Annotated in this window: 15 protein-coding genes; 7 read left to right on the forward strand and 8 right to left on the reverse strand. The window is 63.7% G+C overall.

Features of this window, described 5'->3' with window-relative positions:
- Positions 1-8 precede the first annotated feature (8 nt).
- Positions 9-704: a DUF3334 family protein gene (locus JYJ39_RS11850; protein ID WP_205204565.1), complete on the reverse strand. Its 696-nt coding sequence runs from the start codon at positions 702-704 to the stop codon at positions 9-11.
- Positions 705-1,273: 569 nt separating this feature from the next.
- On the opposite strand from JYJ39_RS11850, the gene JYJ39_RS11855 reads away from it, so the two are divergent.
- Positions 1,274-3,118 (forward strand): phosphoenolpyruvate carboxykinase (GTP), encoded by a 1,845-nt coding sequence (locus JYJ39_RS11855; RefSeq protein ID WP_205204566.1) that lies wholly within the window; start codon positions 1,274-1,276, stop codon positions 3,116-3,118.
- Positions 3,119-3,195: 77 nt separating this feature from the next.
- On the forward strand, positions 3,196-4,356 hold the full coding sequence (locus JYJ39_RS11860) for a pyridoxal phosphate-dependent aminotransferase (RefSeq protein ID WP_205204568.1): 1,161 nt from the start codon (positions 3,196-3,198) through the stop codon (positions 4,354-4,356).
- Positions 4,357-4,372: 16 nt separating this feature from the next.
- Here the strand turns inward: JYJ39_RS11860 and JYJ39_RS11865 are convergent, their stop codons facing one another.
- From JYJ39_RS11865 to JYJ39_RS11875, 3 genes are read right to left on the reverse strand one after another with little or no spacing between them, the layout of a single operon-like run.
- Positions 4,373-5,758, reverse strand: coding sequence for a TolC family protein (locus JYJ39_RS11865; RefSeq protein ID WP_205204570.1), 1,386 nt, complete (start codon positions 5,756-5,758; stop codon positions 4,373-4,375).
- Positions 5,755-8,817: an efflux RND transporter permease subunit gene (locus JYJ39_RS11870; RefSeq protein ID WP_205204572.1), complete on the reverse strand. Its 3,063-nt coding sequence runs from the start codon at positions 8,815-8,817 to the stop codon at positions 5,755-5,757. Before JYJ39_RS11870 ends, JYJ39_RS11865 begins: the two co-directional genes overlap by 4 nt.
- Before the next feature lie 13 nt (positions 8,818-8,830).
- On the reverse strand, positions 8,831-9,910 hold the full coding sequence (locus tag JYJ39_RS11875; RefSeq protein ID WP_205204574.1) for an efflux RND transporter periplasmic adaptor subunit: 1,080 nt from the start codon (positions 9,908-9,910) through the stop codon (positions 8,831-8,833).
- A 136-nt stretch (positions 9,911-10,046) separates the two neighbouring features.
- Here JYJ39_RS11875 and JYJ39_RS11880 point away from each other — a divergent pair, with 136 nt between their 5' ends.
- Genes JYJ39_RS11880 through JYJ39_RS11890 form a run of 3 tightly spaced genes read left to right on the forward strand, consistent with a single transcriptional unit; the run spans position 10,047 to position 12,427 of the window.
- Positions 10,047-10,367 (forward strand): PepSY domain-containing protein, encoded by a 321-nt coding sequence (locus JYJ39_RS11880; RefSeq protein ID WP_205204575.1) that lies wholly within the window; start codon positions 10,047-10,049, stop codon positions 10,365-10,367.
- Positions 10,367-11,038, forward strand: a complete 672-nt coding sequence (locus JYJ39_RS11885; protein ID WP_205204576.1) for a response regulator — start codon at positions 10,367-10,369, stop codon at positions 11,036-11,038. Before JYJ39_RS11880 ends, JYJ39_RS11885 begins: the two co-directional genes overlap by 1 nt.
- Positions 11,039-11,041: 3 nt before the next feature.
- Positions 11,042-12,427: a sensor histidine kinase gene (locus JYJ39_RS11890; RefSeq protein WP_205204577.1), complete on the forward strand. Its 1,386-nt coding sequence runs from the start codon at positions 11,042-11,044 to the stop codon at positions 12,425-12,427.
- A gap of 9 nt (positions 12,428-12,436) precedes the next feature.
- Here the strand turns inward: JYJ39_RS11890 and JYJ39_RS11895 are convergent, their stop codons facing one another.
- The 3 genes from JYJ39_RS11895 to JYJ39_RS11905 all read right to left on the reverse strand — a co-directional run bounded on the left by JYJ39_RS11895 (position 12,437) and on the right by JYJ39_RS11905 (position 15,346).
- The gene (locus tag JYJ39_RS11895) at positions 12,437-13,813 is read right to left on the reverse strand and encodes an MATE family efflux transporter (RefSeq protein WP_240189647.1); all 1,377 of its coding nucleotides are present in this window, start codon (positions 13,811-13,813) and stop codon (positions 12,437-12,439) included.
- Positions 13,797-14,504, reverse strand: coding sequence for a fumarylacetoacetate hydrolase family protein (locus JYJ39_RS11900; RefSeq protein WP_205204578.1), 708 nt, complete (start codon positions 14,502-14,504; stop codon positions 13,797-13,799). Before JYJ39_RS11900 ends, JYJ39_RS11895 begins: the two co-directional genes overlap by 17 nt.
- 95 nt (positions 14,505-14,599) lie before the next feature.
- Positions 14,600-15,346, reverse strand: coding sequence for a Nif3-like dinuclear metal center hexameric protein (locus JYJ39_RS11905; RefSeq protein ID WP_205204592.1), 747 nt, complete (start codon positions 15,344-15,346; stop codon positions 14,600-14,602).
- A gap of 43 nt (positions 15,347-15,389) precedes the next feature.
- Between JYJ39_RS11905 and JYJ39_RS11910 the strand changes: the two genes are divergently transcribed.
- Both JYJ39_RS11910 and JYJ39_RS11915 read left to right on the forward strand, forming a co-directional pair.
- Positions 15,390-16,553 (forward strand): Do family serine endopeptidase, encoded by a 1,164-nt coding sequence (locus tag JYJ39_RS11910; protein ID WP_205204579.1) that lies wholly within the window; start codon positions 15,390-15,392, stop codon positions 16,551-16,553.
- Between the two features lie 4 nt (positions 16,554-16,557).
- Positions 16,558-17,358, forward strand: coding sequence for a class II glutamine amidotransferase (locus JYJ39_RS11915; RefSeq protein WP_205204580.1), 801 nt, complete (start codon positions 16,558-16,560; stop codon positions 17,356-17,358).
- A 9-nt stretch (positions 17,359-17,367) separates the two neighbouring features.
- Here JYJ39_RS11915 and JYJ39_RS11920 read toward each other — a convergent pair whose 3' ends face one another.
- On the reverse strand, positions 17,368-18,135 hold the full coding sequence (locus JYJ39_RS11920; protein ID WP_205204582.1) for a hypothetical protein: 768 nt from the start codon (positions 18,133-18,135) through the stop codon (positions 17,368-17,370).
- Positions 18,136-18,288: the final 153 nt, after the last annotated feature.

Genomic DNA, 18,288 nt, shown 5'->3' on the forward strand with positions numbered 1-18,288 from the left:
GCGGCAATTTACATTCCCAGCGATTTCAGCAATTCGTCCTGATCTTCGCTTGCCGTACTTGGCGCCAAACTGAGCGCTGGCGTTGCCGCAGCCTGAGCGATCAGCAGGTCGGGATCCGGGATTTCACTGGCCTCGAAGTCGCGCAATTTGATGAATTCAGTCCCATCGATCGCCATCTCCAGATAGAAGATGTTGTTGCGGGCGGTGTAGAAAGTCACCCGCCGCGCCTGCGGGCGGTCGAGGTTGGTATCCACACTCAGCATCACCTGCTTGTTCAGCACCAGCATCTTCGGCTGATTCTGGGTGATGTGCGTCTGCAGTTCGCGGCCGATCTTGCCGGTAAAATTACCGACAATCTGATTCATCAACTCCCCCATGACATTACCCACTTCATCCGCGGTGTGGCTGGAAGCCAGTTCCGATTTCGCCATACCCATGCTGGTCAGGTAGGTTTCGTACAGCTCCATTGCTGCAGCGGCCGAAAAATTGATCACCACCAGGCCGGTGAAGCCGCCGTCGAAGAGAACAAAGCAACCGATATCCGGCTTCAAACAGGTTTTGGTAATGCGCTGCACCATGCCGGAGTAGTGCAGATTGCTTTGCGTGGCCACCGTCAACACATCGACCACCGAGTTGCACAAGCGCAACAGGATGTCCTCGGTGCCGATGACCTGACGATTTTCTTGGTTTTCTTTGAAATGCATGAAGAGTGCGCCGTAAGATGTTGCAGAACGCACATTCTAGGGGCAGGAAGGTCTTTTTTTCATATGCCAGCCACGATTTTTCTCCACCTCGCCGCAGACGCTCCAGACAAACCGGCACCCGGTGCGCCCTGCAACGGGTGCGGCATCTGTTGCAGCCTCGACACCTGCCCGCCAGGACGGCTGCGCTTCTGGCAAAAACAAGGCCCGTGCCCGGCACTGTCCTGGTCAATCGATGACCGCCGCTACTACTGCGGACTGCTCAGCGATCCCGGACGGTACATACCCCATCCGCAACGGCTGACGCCATTACTACGCACTCTGCTGCGCCGGTGGATTGCTGCCGGCAGCGGCTGTGACAGCACAACTCGCCTGCTGACCGACCTTTCCTGAATACCGTTCCAGCGCATTCGTCATATCCCGCAACGTCTTATTTTGACTGGAAATCAGGCCCCGTTTCAGGCATAATTACGTGCTTACCAGCCGACGGTCGCACCTTTTTCTGCAGCATGGCGTAAGCACCCGGAGACTGGATTTTTCTTTTGTTTCAGTCACCCGGAGAGAGACACCCCATGACCGTCGCATTGAACATCCCCAATTACGTCAAACACGAAGGCCTCAAGCAATGGGTCGCTGAAATCGCAGCGCTGACCCAGCCGGACCAGGTCTATTGGGCGGATGGTTCGCAGGAAGAATACAACCGCCTGTGCGCGGAAATGGTTGAAGCCGGCACCCTGATCAAGCTCAACGAGCAAAAACGTCCGAACTCCTACCTGGCTTTCTCCGACCCCTCCGACGTTGCCCGCGTCGAAGACCGCACCTACATCTGCTCCGAGAAGAAGGAAGACGCCGGCCCGACCAATAACTGGGAAGAACCGGCCAAGATGCGCGAAACCCTGAACGGCCTGTTCAAGGGCTGCATGAAGGGCCGCACGATGTACGTCATCCCGTTCTCGATGGGCCCGCTCGGTTCGCCGATCGCCCACATCGGCGTGGAAATTTCCGATTCTCCCTACGTCGTGGTCAACATGCGCACCATGACCCGCATGGGCAAAGCCGTATTCGACGTGCTCGGCACCAACGGCGAATTCGTGCCCTGCGTGCATACCGTCGGCGCCCCGCTGGAAGCCGGCCAGAAGGATGTGGCCTGGCCGTGCAACCCGACCGTCAAGTACATCGTGCACTACCCGGAAACCCGCGAAATCTGGTCCTACGGTTCCGGTTACGGCGGCAACGCCCTGCTCGGCAAGAAGTGCTTCGCGCTGCGCATCGCCTCCAACATGGCGCGCGACCAGGGCTGGCTGGCCGAACACATGCTCATCCTCGGCGTCGAGTCGCCGGAAGGTGAAAAAACCTACGTTGCTGCCGCCTTCCCGTCGGCCTGCGGCAAGACCAACTTCGCCATGCTGATCCCGCCGAAGACCCTGGACGGCTGGAAGATCACCACCATCGGCGACGACATCGCCTGGATCAAGCCGCGCGTCGACGCCGACGGCGTCACCCGCTTCTACGCCATCAACCCGGAAGCCGGCTTCTTCGGCGTCGCCCCGGGCACCAGCGAGAAGACCAACTACAACGCCCTGGCCACCCTCAAGGAAAACATCATCTTCACCAACGTCGCGCTGACCGACGACGGCGACGTGTGGTGGGAAGGCCTGACCAAAGAAGCCCCGGCCCACCTGATCGACTGGCAGGGCAAGGACTGGACGCCGGAAGACGGCAAGAACGGCCGCAAGGCAGCGCACGCCAACTCGCGCTTCACCGCCCCGGCCAACCAGTGCCCGTCGGTCGATCCGGCCTGGGAAGACCCGGCTGGCGTGCCGATTTCCGCCTTCATATTCGGTGGCCGCCGCGCCACCACCGTGCCGCTGGTCTATCAAGCCTTCAACTGGAACTACGGCGTCTACATGGCGGCCACGCTGGGCTCGGAAACCACTGCTGCCGCCTTCGGCCAGCAAGGCGTCGTCCGCCGCGACCCGTTCGCCATGCTGCCGTTCTGCGGCTACCACATGGGCGACTACTTCAACCACTGGCTGAAGATGGGCAAGACCGTCGATGCCACGCCGAAGATCTTCTGCGTGAACTGGTTCCGCATGAACGAGAAGGGCGAATTCATGTGGCCGGGCTTCGGTGACAACATGCGCGTGCTGAAGTGGATCGTCGACCGCTGCAAGGGCAAGGTCGCGGCCAAGGAAACCGTGCTCGGCTGGATGCCGAAGTTCGAGGACATCGACTGGACCGGCCTGGAAATCAACAAGGACGACTTCGAAGCCCTGACCTCGATCGACGCCGACGCCTGGAAGGCCGAACTGGCCGGCCACAAGGAGTGGTTCGACAAGATGGGCGAGAAGATGCCGCGCGAACTGGTGTTGAAGCGCGAGCTGTTCGAAATGGGCATCTTCAAGGACGGCGTCTGATATCCGGATAACGGAATGAGCTGAATCCGCCACGGCCACCGATCATTTCGGTGGCCGTCGTCTTTCTGGAGTATGCAATGCCCGGTTCTGCCGCCCGTCTTGCCGATATCGCGCCCTTCCACGTCGTCAAACTGCTGACTCGCGCCCGCCAGCTCGAAGCTGAGGGCCGCGACATCATCCACATGGAAATCGGCGAGCCGGATTTCCCGACACCGGCCCCGATCGTCGCCGCCGCAATCGACGCCCTGAAAACCGGCAAAACGCTGTACACCCAGTCACTTGGCCTGCCGGAACTGCGCCAGGCGATCAGTGACTTCTACCGCCAGCGCTATGGCGTTGCTGTTCCGGCAGCGCGCATCGCGGTCACCAATGGCGCCTCCGGCGCCCTCAATCTCGCCTTCGCCTGCCTCACTGACCCTGGCCGCGAATGGCTGCTGGCCGATCCCGGCTACCCCTGCAACCGGCACATCCTGCGCACTTACGAAGGCCGGCCGGTGGCGCTAGCGGTCGGGCCGCAGAGCAATTTCCAGCCGACGCCGGCACAGGTCGCGGCAGCCTGGACTGAACGCACCGCCGGCTTGCTGGTTGCCTCGCCGGCGAATCCGACTGGCACACTGCTGAGCTTGCCCGAAATTACCGCGCTGGCCGATACCTGTCGCGCTCGCAACGGTCACTTCCTGGTCGACGAGATCTATCACGGTCTCACCTACGACTGTGACGCACCCACCGCCTGCGCTGCCGGCGACGACCTCTGGGTCATCAACAGCTTTTCCAAATACTTCCAGATGACCGGCTGGCGCCTGGGCTGGATGGTGATTCCCGAGCTCTTCGTGCGCGACGTCGAGAAGCTGGCGCAGAACCTCGTGCTCTGCCCGTCGACACCAGCGCAATACGCGGCGCTGGCGGCATTCACGCCGGAAACGATCCGCATCCTCGAAGAGCGCCGGGCCGAATTCCGCCGTCGCCGCGATTTTCTCGCCCCCGCCCTGGAAACCCTCGGCCTGCGGGTCACCGCCCGGCCAGAAGGTGCGTTCTACCTCTACTGCGACAGTTCCGCACTGGCTCCCGACAGCTTCACACTGGCCCGCGATCTTCTCGAGCAGGCCGGCGTCGCCTGTACCCCGGGCCTCGACTTCGGCCAACACACCCCGGAAAAGCACCTGCGTTTCGCCTACACCACCGATATCACCCGTTTGGGCGAAGCCGTGGAACGGTTGGCGACATATTTCAACCGCTGAACATCACCAACGCAGGTCAGTGCGTGTGCGCCACTGCCGCGCCAGCCTCTGGCGCATCCGCAACCGGCCACAGCGCATGCATGTCCAGCAGCAGACGGTAGCGGGCCTCATTGGCGTCGAGCCGGGCGCGGCTGGCGGCTAGGCGTGCCTCGATGGCCTGACGGCGGGTTTGCTGCAATTCAGCAAATTGCCCTTCACCCAGACGCCAGGCTTTCTCCTGCAAGCGGAGGTTCTCATCCAGACGTTGCGCCACGTCGGCCAGACGCTGCCACTGGCTGTAGCTGCTGAGGGCAAGCTGGATCGTCTGCCGGGCACCGCTCTCCGCGCGCAACAAAGCCTGTGCTTCACGCGCACCGGCGGCTTCAGCGGCGGCCTGTCCAGCGCGCGCATCCGCCGAACGTCCGGCACCGGGCAGCGGAATACTCAACTGCACCCCGACCACCCGCTCGGCACCATCGCGCTCACGGGCCACAGCCAGTCCCAGGCTGGGATCGGGCAGGCGATCAGCATCCAGACGCCCGGCCTGCAGGCGGCTTTTGCGCGCCGCACCGCGGGCCACCGCCAGTTCGTGATTCTCCTCCAGCAAGCGCGTGCGCCAGGATTCATGCTGCACCGAGTCGGCCGGCAACGGACTGGGCGGAACAACCACCGCCTCCTGCGGCAAGGCAATGGCGGGAAAATTCTGCTGCCACTCCACCGTCAGCCGCGCCTGCTCATTCTGCATGCGCGCCAGTTCGGCCTCCCCCTGGAATAACTGCGCTTCGGCCTGCAACAGATCGAGGCGGGCGGCCTCGCCCAGCTTGACCTTCTTTTCCGCCACCTCGCGTTGCAACCGCAGATTGTCGACCTGCGCCTGCCAGTCGCCCACGGCGGTGGCGGCGCGCTGCCAGTCAAACCAGCGGGCCAGCAGCAGCCGCGCCGTTTCATGACGAGCATCGCCCAGCGCGTAGCGCGCCTCACTGACCCCCGCCGCGCCGATTTCCGCATCACGCGCTGCCTTACCCGGCAGGCGGAAGGTCCGCTCAAGACCGATCTCGTGCTCGCGCGTGCGGGTGCGCTCGGTACGGTCGTGCCGACGCGCCGTCGCCGCCGTCACCGTGAATTCGTACGGCCCGGCCAGCAAGCGGTCGCGGTTGGCTTCTTCCATTCGCACGCCAGCGCCGGCAGCCTGCACCAGGGGGTGTTCCTGCAGGACGACCTGCACCTGCGCACCAGGTGGCAGATCCGCCCCGAGGGGACCGGCCCCATGCTCATCTCCGGCCCAGACAGCGCCCCCGGCGAGCGCCGCAAGCAGCGCGAGCATCAGGCGGGAACGCGGCGGTGGCAGGTGCGCCGGCAACGCGGCAACAGCAGCGGCAGCGCCACGGACGACCGACCCGAATCGATATTTCATAAGCATCATTTACTTTCCCAGCTACGATACAGAATAGGCAAGACCACCAAGGTCAGCAGCGTTGATGTCAACAAACCGCCGATCACCACGATCGCCAGCGGCCGCTGGATTTCCGACCCCGGCCCGGTCGCAAAAAGCAGCGGCACCAGACCAAACGCGGCAATGGAAGCGGTCATCAGCACCGGACGCAAGCGCCGCCGGGCACCTTCCACCACCACCTCGGCCAGCGCCATGCCCTGACTACGCAATTGATTAAAATAGGAAATCATCACCAGACCATTGAGCACGGCAATCCCGAGCAAAGCGATGAAACCCACCGAAGCCGGCACGGAAAGATACTCGCCACTCAGAAGCAAGGCAAACACGCCGCCGATCAGGGCAAACGGAATGTTCACGAACACCATCAAGGCCTGCCGCAGCGACCCCAGCGTCGCGAACAGCAGATAAAAGATCAGGCACAGGGCCACCGGCACCACCAGCGTCAGACGCTGCGCAGCACGCTGCTGATTTTCGAATTCGCCGCCCCAGGTCAGGTGATAACCCGGGGGCAACTTGATTTCCTTCGCCACCCGCGCCTTGGCCTCTTCAACGAAACCGACCAGGTCGCGCCCAGTAACATTGGCCTGCACCGTCACCAGTCGCGCCGCATTCTCGTGATCCACCTTGACCGGCCCAGCCACCCGCTTCAACTGGGCCACACTGGCCAGCGACACACTGCCACCGGCGGGCAGCGCCAGATGCAGATCGGCGAACAGCCCCGGCGACACACGTACCTCCTGGCTACCGCGCAACAGAAGCGGAGTCCGCCGGTTGCCTTCCAGCACCAATCCCAGGTGTTCGCCTTCCAGCTGGGTCCGCAACGCCCGGCCCACGTCTTCCACACTGAGCCCCAGGCGGCCCGCGGCCAGACGGTCCACCTCCACCGTAAAGTACTGCACGCCTTCGTTCTTCACCGTCAGCACATCCTCCGCGCCGGGCAGGCTCTTGAGGAGTGCGGCCATCCGCTCGGCCAGGCTGTTCAATTCCGGCAGATCGGTGCCAAAAATCTTCACCGCCAGATCGCCGCGCGTGCCGGTCAGCATTTCCGAAATCCGCATCTCGATCGGCTGGGTAAAGGCAATGTCCATGCCGGGAAAATTGGCCACCACCTTGCGGATCTCGTCCGTCAACCATTCCTTGTCCGGATTGCGCCAGGTGGCACGCGGCGCGAGAACGAGGAAATGGTCGCTTTCATTCAAGCCCATCGGGTCCAGCCCCAGTTCGTCCGACCCCGTCCGCGCCACGATGTCACGAATTTCCGGGATCTCCTCACGCAGCGCCTTTTGCACCGCGAGATCGATGCGCGCGCTTTCCTCCAGATTGATCGAGGGCAACTTGGCGCTCTGCATCAGGATGTCGCCTTCATCCAGGGTCGGCATGAAGGTCTTGCCGAGCATGAAAAACGCACCGCCGGCAGCGAGCAGCAGCACGATGGCGGCAATCACCACCTGCCGCGCATGCTGCAGGCTCCACTCCAGCAGAGGCAGGTAGATGCGCGTCGCCTGCCGGTGCAGCCACGGCTCATGATGGTCACTCGCCGGCTTGATCAGAAACGAAGCAAGCACCGGAATCACTGTCAGCGACAGCAGCAGGGAACCGAGCAAGGCAAACACGATGGTCAGCGCCACCGGCCGGAACAGCTTGCCCTCCAGCCCCTGCAAGGTCAGCAGCGGCAGGAAGACAATGGCGATGATGGCCATGCCGGACACCACCGGCATCGTCACCTCGCTCACCGCATGCAGGATCCGTGAAATGAGCAGACGCTGCGTACCGCTTTCGCCCACCAGGCGGCTTTCCACGTTTTCCACCACCACCACGGCGGCATCGACCAGCATGCCGATGGCGATGGCCAGCCCGCCCAGACTCATCAGGTTGGCCGACATGCCGAACAGCTGCATGAGGATGAAGGTGATCAGTGCCGCCAATGGCAGGACCGCCGCCACCACCACGGCAGAACGCAGATTGCCGAGAAAGGCGAGGAGGAGGATCAGCACCAGCACGATGGCTTCAGCCAGGGCTTTCGCCACCGTCCCCACCGCACGATCGACCAGTGCCCCCCGGTCATAAAAAATCCGGGTAGTGACGCCGGCCGGCAAGGTCTTTTCGATTTCAGCCAGCTTGTTGCGCACCGTTTCCACCACCGCATGCGCATTGGCGCCGCGCAAACCCAGAACCAGCCCCTGCACCGCCTCACCCTCACCGCCCCGGGTCACAAAGCCATAACGGGTCAGACTGCCAAGACGCACCTCGGCCACATCGGCAAGGCGCACGACCTGGCCGGCAGCGGGGGTGCCGACGACGATGGCACGCAAATCATCGAGCGTTTTGACACTCCCTTCCACCCGCACCAGCAGGCTTTCCTCGCCTTCGCTCAAGCGTCCGGCACCGTCATTGCGGTTATTGCTTTGCAGGGCCCGGCGCAGATCATCGAGATTCAATCCCCGCGCTTGCAGGGCAGTCAGATCGGGAACCACCTCGAAACTGCGCACGTTGCCCCCCAGCGCGTTCACATCGGCAACACCGGGCAAGGCGCGCAACTGCGGCCGGATGACCCAATCAAGCAGGCTGCGCTTTTCCGCCAGGGACAACTCGCCCTCGACAGTAAACATCAGCATCTCGCCCAGCGGGGTCGTCATCGGCGCCAGCCCACCGCTGACCCCGGCGGGAAAATCGGCCATCGCATTGGCCAGGCGCTCGCTCACCTGCTGGCGGGCCCAGTAAATGTCGGTGCCGTCGGTAAAATCGAGAGTGATGTCGGCAATCGCATATTTTGCAACGGCACGCAGCGCGCGCTGCTGCGGAATACCGAGCAGTTCCAGCTCGATCGGCGTGACGATGCGTGCTTCCACCTCTTCCGGCGTCATTCCGGGCGCCTTGACGATGATCTTCACCTGCGTTGAAGAAACATCCGGAAAGGCATCGATGGGCAAGCCGCGAAACGCCATTACCCCCCCGGCCACCAGAAACACACTGAGCAGCAGCACAAACACCCGCTGCACCAAGGCCAGTTCAGTCAGTTTAGTTAACACGGAATACGCCCTCTCACTCTTCCTGCCCCAGACCCAGCCAGCTTCCCTTGAGGGCAGCCACACCGCGCGTCACCACCTGCGCCGTCGGCGGCAGGTCGGCAGCAATGCGCACCGACCCGGTACCTTCGGCCAGAACGCGTACCGGCACGGCACGGAAGCCCTGGTCCTGGGCAACGAACAGCCAGGTCTTGCCCTGATGCCGCAATACCGCCGTCAACGGCACCTGCCATTGGTCCCTGCCCAGATCAGGCGCCTGCACTCGCGCCTGAACGAAGGCAAAGGGTTTGACGCAGCCAGCCACCTGCGCCAGTTCAGCCCGCACCAGCACCGACTGACTGGCGGACTGCACTGCCGGGGCGACCAGGGTGACCCGCGCCGGCGCCGAACAGCCGGCAATCCCGACCTGCGCCCCCAGCGGCACCCATGCCGCCTGTGCCGGGTTGGCCTGAATTTCCAGCCACAGCGTGTCGACCCGCCCCAGTTTGAACAAGGGCGTCAGCGCATCCACCTGGGCGCCGGCTGCGGCATTGGCTTCCAGCACCACACCGGCAAAAGGCGCCCGCAACACCGCAACACCAGCCTGATTGACGCCGGCGAATTGCAGCGCCCGCCGCTTCTCCGCCGCCAGCACGCTAGCTTGCCGCTCAATGGCCCGGCTGGCCGACAAGCGCGACTGCGGAATGATGCCGTCAGCCAGAAGATTTTCATCACGCTGACGGTTTTCACTCGCCAGCACCGCCTGGCTCTGCGCCTGTGCATACGCACTCTGGGCTTCGAGCAGCGCCGGCCCCTGCAATTCCGCCAGAATCTGCCCGGCGCGTACCTGCTCGCCATAGGCCACATGCACTCGTGTCACCAGGGCTGGCAACGGCGCCGCCAGCACCGCCAGCTGTCCCGGGGGCACCACGACCTGCGCCGGCAATTCCAGTGCGGTTGCAGCGGCCCGCAACGATCCCAGTTCCTTGGTTGCCACCCCCAGACGCTTGGCCTGCTCGGCACTGAGGTTGATTTCCGCGGCTTCGGCCAGACTGAGCGCGCAGAAAGACAGTATTACAGCGAGCAGGCGCCTGATCGCCCCGGTCGTGTCGTGCATGTTCATGCTCCCCATTGTTCTTGAATGCCCGGATTCTCGCGCGCAGCACATGAACGCAAGCTGAAAGGCCGGTTCAGGAAAAGTTCATCTGCCCGCAATTACAATCGGCACCCTCATCAGCCCCCGGGAGAAAACCATGTCCACCACCCGCGCCCTGGCGCTTGCTGCCCTTCTTGCACTGCCTTCCGTGAGCGTCCTGGCGCATAAATCCGATCATGAAATCGCACGTCAGGCACTGGAAGCTGGCGAAATACTGCCGCTCAAGCGTGTCCTCGAACGCGTCGAACGTGAACACCCGGGTGAGCCGCTGGAAATCGAACTGGAACACGAAGAGGGTCAATGGGTTTATGAAATAAAATTGCTGCGGCAGGATGGCAGTATTCAGAAACTGATTCTCGATGCCCGCAACGGCACCCTGTTGCACATCAAACAACGCACTCCCGAAAGAAAACGCTGATGCGCCTGCTCCTGGTCGAAGACGAACCCACCCTCAACCAGCAAGTGGCGACCGGCCTGCGCGCCGAGGGTTATCTGGTGGAAGCGATCGGCAACGGCCAGGATGCGCTGCATCTGGGGCTGGAAGAGGATTTCGCCGCCGCCGTGCTCGATCTCGGTTTACCCGGCATGGATGGCCTGAGCGTGCTCAAGCACTGGCGGCGACGCGGGCGCAATCTGCCGGTGCTGATCCTGACCGCGCGCGGCGACTGGCATGAGCGCGTGGCCGGCATCGACGCCGGTGCCGACGACTATCTGGCCAAGCCGTTTCATATGGAAGAACTGCTGGCCCGCCTGCGCGCCCTGATCCGGCGCAGCGCCGGCCAGGCCGACAACCTCCTGCGCTGCGGCCCGCTGCAGCTTGATCTACGCAGCAACCGGGCGCAGTTAAACGGGCAGGAGCTAGCGCTCACTCATCATGAATTCCTCCTCCTGTCCTGTCTCCTGCGCCAGGCGGGCAGTGTGGTGTCACGCAGCGAACTGACTGAACAGATCTATCCTCTGGACAACGAACGCGACTCCAACACCATCGAAGTCTTCGTCGCCCGGCTACGCAAAAAACTGCCGGAAGGCATGATCGAAACCCAGCGCGGTTTCGGCTACCGCCTGGTCGCCCCTGAGCACACCGCCTGAGCCATGCGCCGCATTACCACCTCACTACGCCTGCGCCTGCTGCTCGGCACCCTGCTGTGGATCGTCGTCAGCATCGCTGCCACGGGCTGGCTACTGCAGCAGATGTTCAGCGACCATCTGGCACGCCAGTTCGACCGCGAACTGAACATCCACCTCAATCAACTGGCGGCCAGTATCGAATTCGATGTCGCCGGCAATCTCAGCGTCCAGCCCCTGAGCGACCCCCGCCTGCAGCAACCGTATTCCGGACTCTACTGGCAGATCGACGCCCTGCCGGGCCCTGGCACCCGCGCCCAGAACGCCCTGCGCCGCTCGCGTTCATTGTGGGACAGCCGCCTGCAGGTGCAAGCCGACCAGCTCGGTGACGGCGAGCTGCACACCCATCAGATCACCGGTCCCAATGGCGAAACACTGCGCTTGAACGAGCGTATTTTCCGCCTTGAAGAACGCCCGCAACAACCGCTGCGACTGCTCGTCGCCGCCAACGAACAGTGGCTGCAGCAACCGCTGCAAGCGCTGCGCGCGCCGCTGTTCGGCAGCCTGGCCGTGCTCGCCTGCGGTTTGCTGCTGGCCGCATTTTTTCAGGTCTGGGCCGGTCTGCGGCCGCTATCGCGCCTGCGCCGCGAACTGAGCACCCTGCGCGAAGGCGGACGCAGCGCCCTGGGGCGGGACCACCCCGCTGAAATCCAGCCGCTGGTCGATGAACTCAACACCGTGCTACAGAACAACAGCGAATTTGCCGAACGCGCTCGCCTGCAGGCCGGCAACCTCGCCCACGCCGTCAAGACACCGCTCGCCGTCATGGCCAACGCCGCACAGGCCGAAGATACGCCGCTGGGCCATCTGATTCGCGAACAGGTCGCCATTGCCAGCGCCGAAATCGATCGCCACCTCAACCGCGCCCGCAGCGCGGCACGCGCGCGCCATGCCCCCGGACGCTGCGCGGTCAAACCCCTGGCCGAGGGACTGGTGCGAGTGATGCAGAAAGTCCACGGCGAGCGCGCCCTTGATTTCAACATTCAGCTCAGTGACACCCTCGAATTTCGCGGTCAGGCAGAAGACCTGCAGGAAATGCTCGGCAACCTGATCGACAACGCCTGCAAATGGGCCCGACAGCGCGTCAGCATCCGTGCTGGTCAGGAGCAGGGACGCGATTACCTCGACATCGACGACGACGGCCCGGGCATACCGGAAGCCCAGCGGCCACTGGTCCTGCAACGCGGGCGCCGCGCCGACGAACAGACCCCGGGCAGCGGATTGGGGCTAGCGATTGTTGACGACCTGGCCAACCAGTGCGGCTGCCGGCTTGAACTACTCAGCAGCCCGGAACAGGGCTGTCGCGCCCGGCTCTGGCTGGCACCCCGCAGCAGTGCACAACCCGCGGGCTGACGCAAGACATCACGCCTCGGCGGTCACACTATTGAGCACCCGCGACATCAGCGGTAGCAGCAGGGCGGCGGCGGCGGCAAGGGCGATCACCGCCGCCAGCCAGAAACCAGCGACGCCGAGCGGTGGCGTCCAGCGATAACACAGCCAGGCACCGCCAGCGAGCGCAATCCCCCAGAAACAGAACAGCTGGATCAGCATGGGCACAAAGGTCACCCGGCAGGCCCGCAGCACATGACCGGCAATGGTCTGCAGGGCATCAACGAACTGGTACACCGCCACATAGGCAATCAGCGCCAGCGCCACCGCCTGCACCGCCGGATCGTCGGTATAAGCCGCAATCAGCGGCCGCGCCGCCAGCCACAGCAGGAGTCCGGTGACGACCGAACTGACGGTCGCCAGCCACAGCCCGGCCCGGGTCAGACAATGCGCTTCCTGCCAGGCGCGCGCGCCCAGGGACTGCCCTACCGCAGCCATGGTGGCAATGCCCAGCGACAGGGGCAGCATGTAGGCCAATGCCGACAGATTGGCGATGATGCGGTGCCCGCCGACCACCGCCGCACCGAGTGAAGCCACGAACAGACTGACTAGGGTGAAGGCGGTAATCTCGATCAGATTGGAAAGCCCCATCGGCAGTCCCAGCCGCAGCAACTCGCGCCATTGCCGCCAGGCGGGCCGCTGCCAGTCGTGGAACGGCCGGTAACGTGCGCCAAGCGGGCCCAGATGCAACCACAGCGCGGCGCACAGGCACTCCAGCCAGATCACCACCACATTCGACAGCGCACAGCCCACCACCCCCAGCGGTTCTCCCAACCAGCCCTGCAGTGCCAGCCCCCAGGCCAGCACCGCGTGTACGCCGAGGCCGAACAGGGCAATGCCCATCAGCACCCGGGGCCGCCCCAAGGCGCTGCAGAAAGCGTAAAACGTCCGGTAAAACAAGGAGGCCGGCAAATACCAGGCGAGCAGATTGAGATACTGCTCGACCTTCAACTGCACCACTGCATCCAACCCGAACGGCGCCAGCATGAATTGCGGAAAGAGCAGCAGGGCCATGCCCGGCACGGCCAGCAGGGCCGCCAGCCAGAACCCCTGCTGCAGGACACCGGCCACTTCGCCATCGCGGCGGGCACCATGCAGATGCGCCACCACCGGCGCCACCGCCTGCACGATACCGACCAGCCCGAACACCAGCGACACCACGATGCCGCTGCCGATGGCAACTGCTGCCAGATCCTCCGGACTGACGTGCCCCAGCACCACGGTGTCGACCAACATCATGCCGATCGAGGCCAGTTGCGCCACCAGGATCGGCAGCGCCAGCGCCAGCAGGCGCCGCATCGCCATGGGCAGGGTCAGCACTGATTGCTCGACTTCAAATGATGCGTGCATGCAGTTCCGGTAGTCCCGCCACCCCCGCACGCAGCACATCGCCGCGCAGTAGCGCACCCACGCCGGCAGGCGTGCCGGTATAGATCAGATCCCCTGCCGCCAGCGTCACCCAGGTCGACAAATTGGCAATGATCTGCGCCACCGGCCAGCCCATTTGCGCCAGATCGCCGTCCTGGCGCAGTTGGCCGTTGATTTCCAGCCAGATCCGGCCCTGCGTCAGATGCCCGCATTCCGCCGCCAGACGCAAGGGCGCACACACTGCCGACTGATCGAAACCCTTGCTCATGTCCCAGGGATGGCCTTTTTCCTTGGCCCGCGCCTGCACATCGCGGCGCGTCAGATCGAGGCCGACGCCATACGCCAGCACGCACGCCAGCGCCTGATCTGCGGCAATCTGCGCCCCGCCCTGGCCGAGGGCTGCCACCAGTTCGATTTCGTGATGCAGGTTCGCCGTTTGCGGCGGATAACTCACCGCCAGCTCGCCCTCGCCGCTGACCAGCGCATCGGCCGGCTTGCTGAAGAAAAACGGCGGTTCCAGACCCGCCGCCTGGTCATGCGCCCCCATTTCACGCGCATGTTCGGCGTAATTGCGGCCGACACAGAAGATGCGCCGCACGGGAAAAACGGCATCCTGACCGGCGACCGGCACCGATACTGGCGCCGGCGGAGAAAAAAGGTAAACAGTGTTCATTGGCGGGATTATCGAGGCCCAAGGTAAAAAAGGAAACCTCCGGCCCCGTTCACGGCACCCGACAAAAACTCAACCGCGGCCCGCGCCCATGCGCATCATGCCGGATTGTCCAGATCCACGAAGCGGGCATCCAGCCCGAACCGGGCCGCCAGATGCGCCGCCAGCGCCTGCACACCATAGCGTTCGGTCGCATGATGGCCGGCCGCGAGATAGGCCACACCGCTTTCTTCGGCGAGATGCAGGGTCGGCTCGGAAATTTCTCCGGAGAGATAAACATCAACACCCGTGGCAATGGCCTGCTCGAAATACCCCTGTGCACCACCACTGCACCAGGCGATCCGCTTCACCAGACGGGTCGGATCACCGATCGCCAGCGGCGCGCGCCCGAGAACGGCGGCCACATCCGACATCAAACGCGCCAGCGGCACGGCTGTGGGCAAACGACCATACCAGCCGATTTCCTGCTCACCGAAACGCCCCTCCGGCAGCCAACCGCAACGCGCCGCCAACTGGGCGTTGTTACCCAGTTCCGGATGCACATCGAGCGGCAGGTGATAGGCCAGCAGGCTGATGTCGTGCGCCAGCAGCGTCGCCAGGCGTTTCTTGCGCATCCCGGTGATGCAGGCATCCTCACCTTTCCAGAAATAGCCGTGGTGCACCAGTACCGCGTCGGCCCCTTCGCGCACGGCAAAATCCAGCAGTTTCTGGCTGGCAGTCACCCCGGCGACGATTTTTCCGACCTCGCCACGTCCTTCCACTTGCAGGCCGTTTGGGCAATAATCGCGCAGTTTTCCGGGCTCCAGCAGACCATCCAGGTACTGCACCAATAATTCCAATTTCATCATCAGACTCTCATTTCGCCCGGTTACGGGCGCGGATTGAAACATGCACAGACTGTGGTTGATTTTTGCACAAACGGTGACGATTGCGCTGGCGGTTTTGTTCACCCTCAGCACACTGAAACCGGAATGGCTCGGACGCGCACCGCATACCTCCGCGCCGCCGCAGGTGACCGTCAACAGCGTGCCCGCCAGCGAAGGCGAAGCTCCCGCCCCCGCCGGTTCTTACCGCGAAGCGGCACGCACCGCCCTGCCGGCGGTGGTGCACATCTACACCACACAGGAAGTGCGCAGCCAGCGCCACCCGCTGTTTGACGACCCGATTTTCCGCCACTTCTTCGGCGAGCGCCCGGAAGGCCGCAACCAGCGCAACTCGGGGCTCGGCTCCGGCGTCATCGTCAGCGCCGACGGCTACATCCTGACCAATTTCCACGTCATCGAAAGCGCCGATGACATCCAGGTTTCCCTGAACGACGGCAAGACCTACAAGGCCACCACCGTCGGCACTGATCCCGAATCCGATCTGGCCGTCCTGCGCATTACCGCACAAGACCTGCCGGCCATCACTTTCGGCCAGATGGAAAACCTGCGCGTCGGCGATGTCGTGCTGGCCATCGGCAATCCTTTCGGCGTCGGCCAGACAGTGACCATGGGCATCGTCTCGGCGCTGGGCCGCTCGCACCTGGGCATCAACACCTTCGAAAACTTCATCCAGACCGACGCCGCCATCAACCCGGGCAATTCCGGCGGCGCCCTGGTCGATGTCGCCGGCAATCTGGTCGGCATCAACACCGCCATCTACTCACGCACCGGCGGCAACCATGGCATCGGCTTTGCCATTCCGGTATCGAGTGCACGCAGCATCATGGAGCAGATCATTGCTTCCGGCGCCGTCACCCGCGGCTGGATCGGCGTCGAAGCGCAGGAAATCACCAGCGAACTGGCGGATTCCTTCAACCTGCCCGACACCGCCGGCGCCCTGATCGCCGGCGTGGTGCGCGGCAGCCCGGCGGATCGCGCCGGTATCCGCCCCGGCGACGTGCTGTTGTCGATCAACGGCACCACCGTAACCGATCCGCAGGTCATGCTCGACCTGATCGCCGGCCTGGCGCCCGAATCCGAAGCCCGTTTCCGCCTGCGCCGCGACACCAGCATCCAGGAGCTGCCGATCCGCATCGGCAAACGCCCCACCCTGCAAGCGGGAGAGTAAGCCGATGTGTGAACTCCTGGGCATGAACTGCAATGTCCCCACCGACATCTGCTTTTCCTTCACCGGCTTTCAGGCACGCGGCGGCGCAACCGGCGTACATTCCGACGGCTGGGGCATCGCCTTCTTCGAAGACCACGGCTGCCGCATCTTTCTCGACCCGCAACCGTCCGCCGCATCGCCCATCGCCGAACTGGTCAGCCGTTACCCGATCCGCTCCAAGAACGTCATTGCACACATCCGCAAGGCCACCCAAGGCTCGGTACGGCTGGAAAACACCCATCCCTTCATGCGTGAACTGTGGGGCCGTTACTGGATTTTTGCCCACAACGGCAACCTCCTCGATTTCGCCCCCTCGCTCGACGGCCCCTACCAGCCGGTCGGCAATACCGACAGCGAACGGGCATTCTGCTGGCTGCTGCAGGAATTACGCCACGCTTTCGGCGAGCACCTGCCCAGCACCGCTGAACTGTTCCAGAAACTGCATCACCTGACGCTCAACATCAGCGAATACGGCGAATTCAATTTCCTGCTCTCCAACGGGGACGCCCTGTTTGCGCACGCTTCCACGCGCCTGCACTACATCGTGCGCCAGGCGCCGTTTGCCGAGGCACACCTGACAGACCAGGACGTCAATATCGACTTCCGCGAAGTCACCGGCGCCAACGACCGCGTCGCCGTCATCGCCACCCTGCCGCTGACCGACAACGAGGCGTGGACGCCGCTCCCCGCCGGCACCCTGTGCTGCTTCACCGAGGGCGCCATCGTGCACCAGGCCCCCACCCGCCCCGGCCCCCCGCGCCCCTGAAGCCCCCCGTTAATTCAACAAGCCGATTTCCCGTGCCGTTGCCGGGCCGATCAGCGTATCAACCAGACGCGGCGGCGTCTCGGCCCGATCAGCCGCCAACGCCACACGACCGGCCATGATTTCCGCCTGGCGCTGCGGATAAAGCGGCGTACGCTCGGGATCGGCCAACCCATCCGGAGCAATCGGCTGCAAGGTGCTCAGGTTGTATTTGTCGCTGGCACCAAAGGTATGCAGCATCTCGTGAGCGATCACGATGGCGTTCTGGCGATGCTGACGCCGTGAGGCATAGGCGTGGATGATGCCGATCTGGCCATTTTCCAGACCGGTCGAATGCGGCGCACTCGGCGTGCGCTCGGGATCGTGGTAGAGCACATAGAGCCGGACCATGGGCTTCGGCCCGGCGATGGCGTCGTTCTGGCTGGCCCACCAGCGCAGCTTCAAACTCCACAGAATGTTGTCCAGCGCACTCCCTCGAACCGGGATGGCCGGCGGCTGCTCCCGCAACGGCGGCGCCACGCGGATGACCACCGGCTGCAGCACCGTTTTGCCGTAACGGCGCACCTCCGCCGCCACCCACTCGCCGATTTCCTCGAAACTTTCCTGATTCAAGCTGGCGACATAACGCTGCGTGTCCGGCGAATCGTCGGCAGCCACCGGATACAGCGCCACATGCACGGTGTGCTGCCAGGAAGTCAGACGGCTACTGGCGCGCCAACTGGCCAGCCCCACCGTGGCCAGCACGACAAGAAGCAACAGAATGCGAAATTTCCGGAACATGATCAAATGTCAAGAGGATGAAAACCTGAATTCTAGGCCGGAAGTTGCCGCAATCACATGCGCGCGCGCCCCAATTTTCTGCCCACGGTTGTTCCCACCATCTCATCGTTCCCGCCCGGATTCATGCCAGGCTTTCTGCACCGGGGACAGCAA

Origin of the sequence: Azonexus hydrophilus (assembly GCF_905120355.1) — a bacterium.
In the GTDB taxonomy this organism is placed as follows: Bacteria; Pseudomonadota; Gammaproteobacteria; order Burkholderiales; family Rhodocyclaceae; genus Azonexus.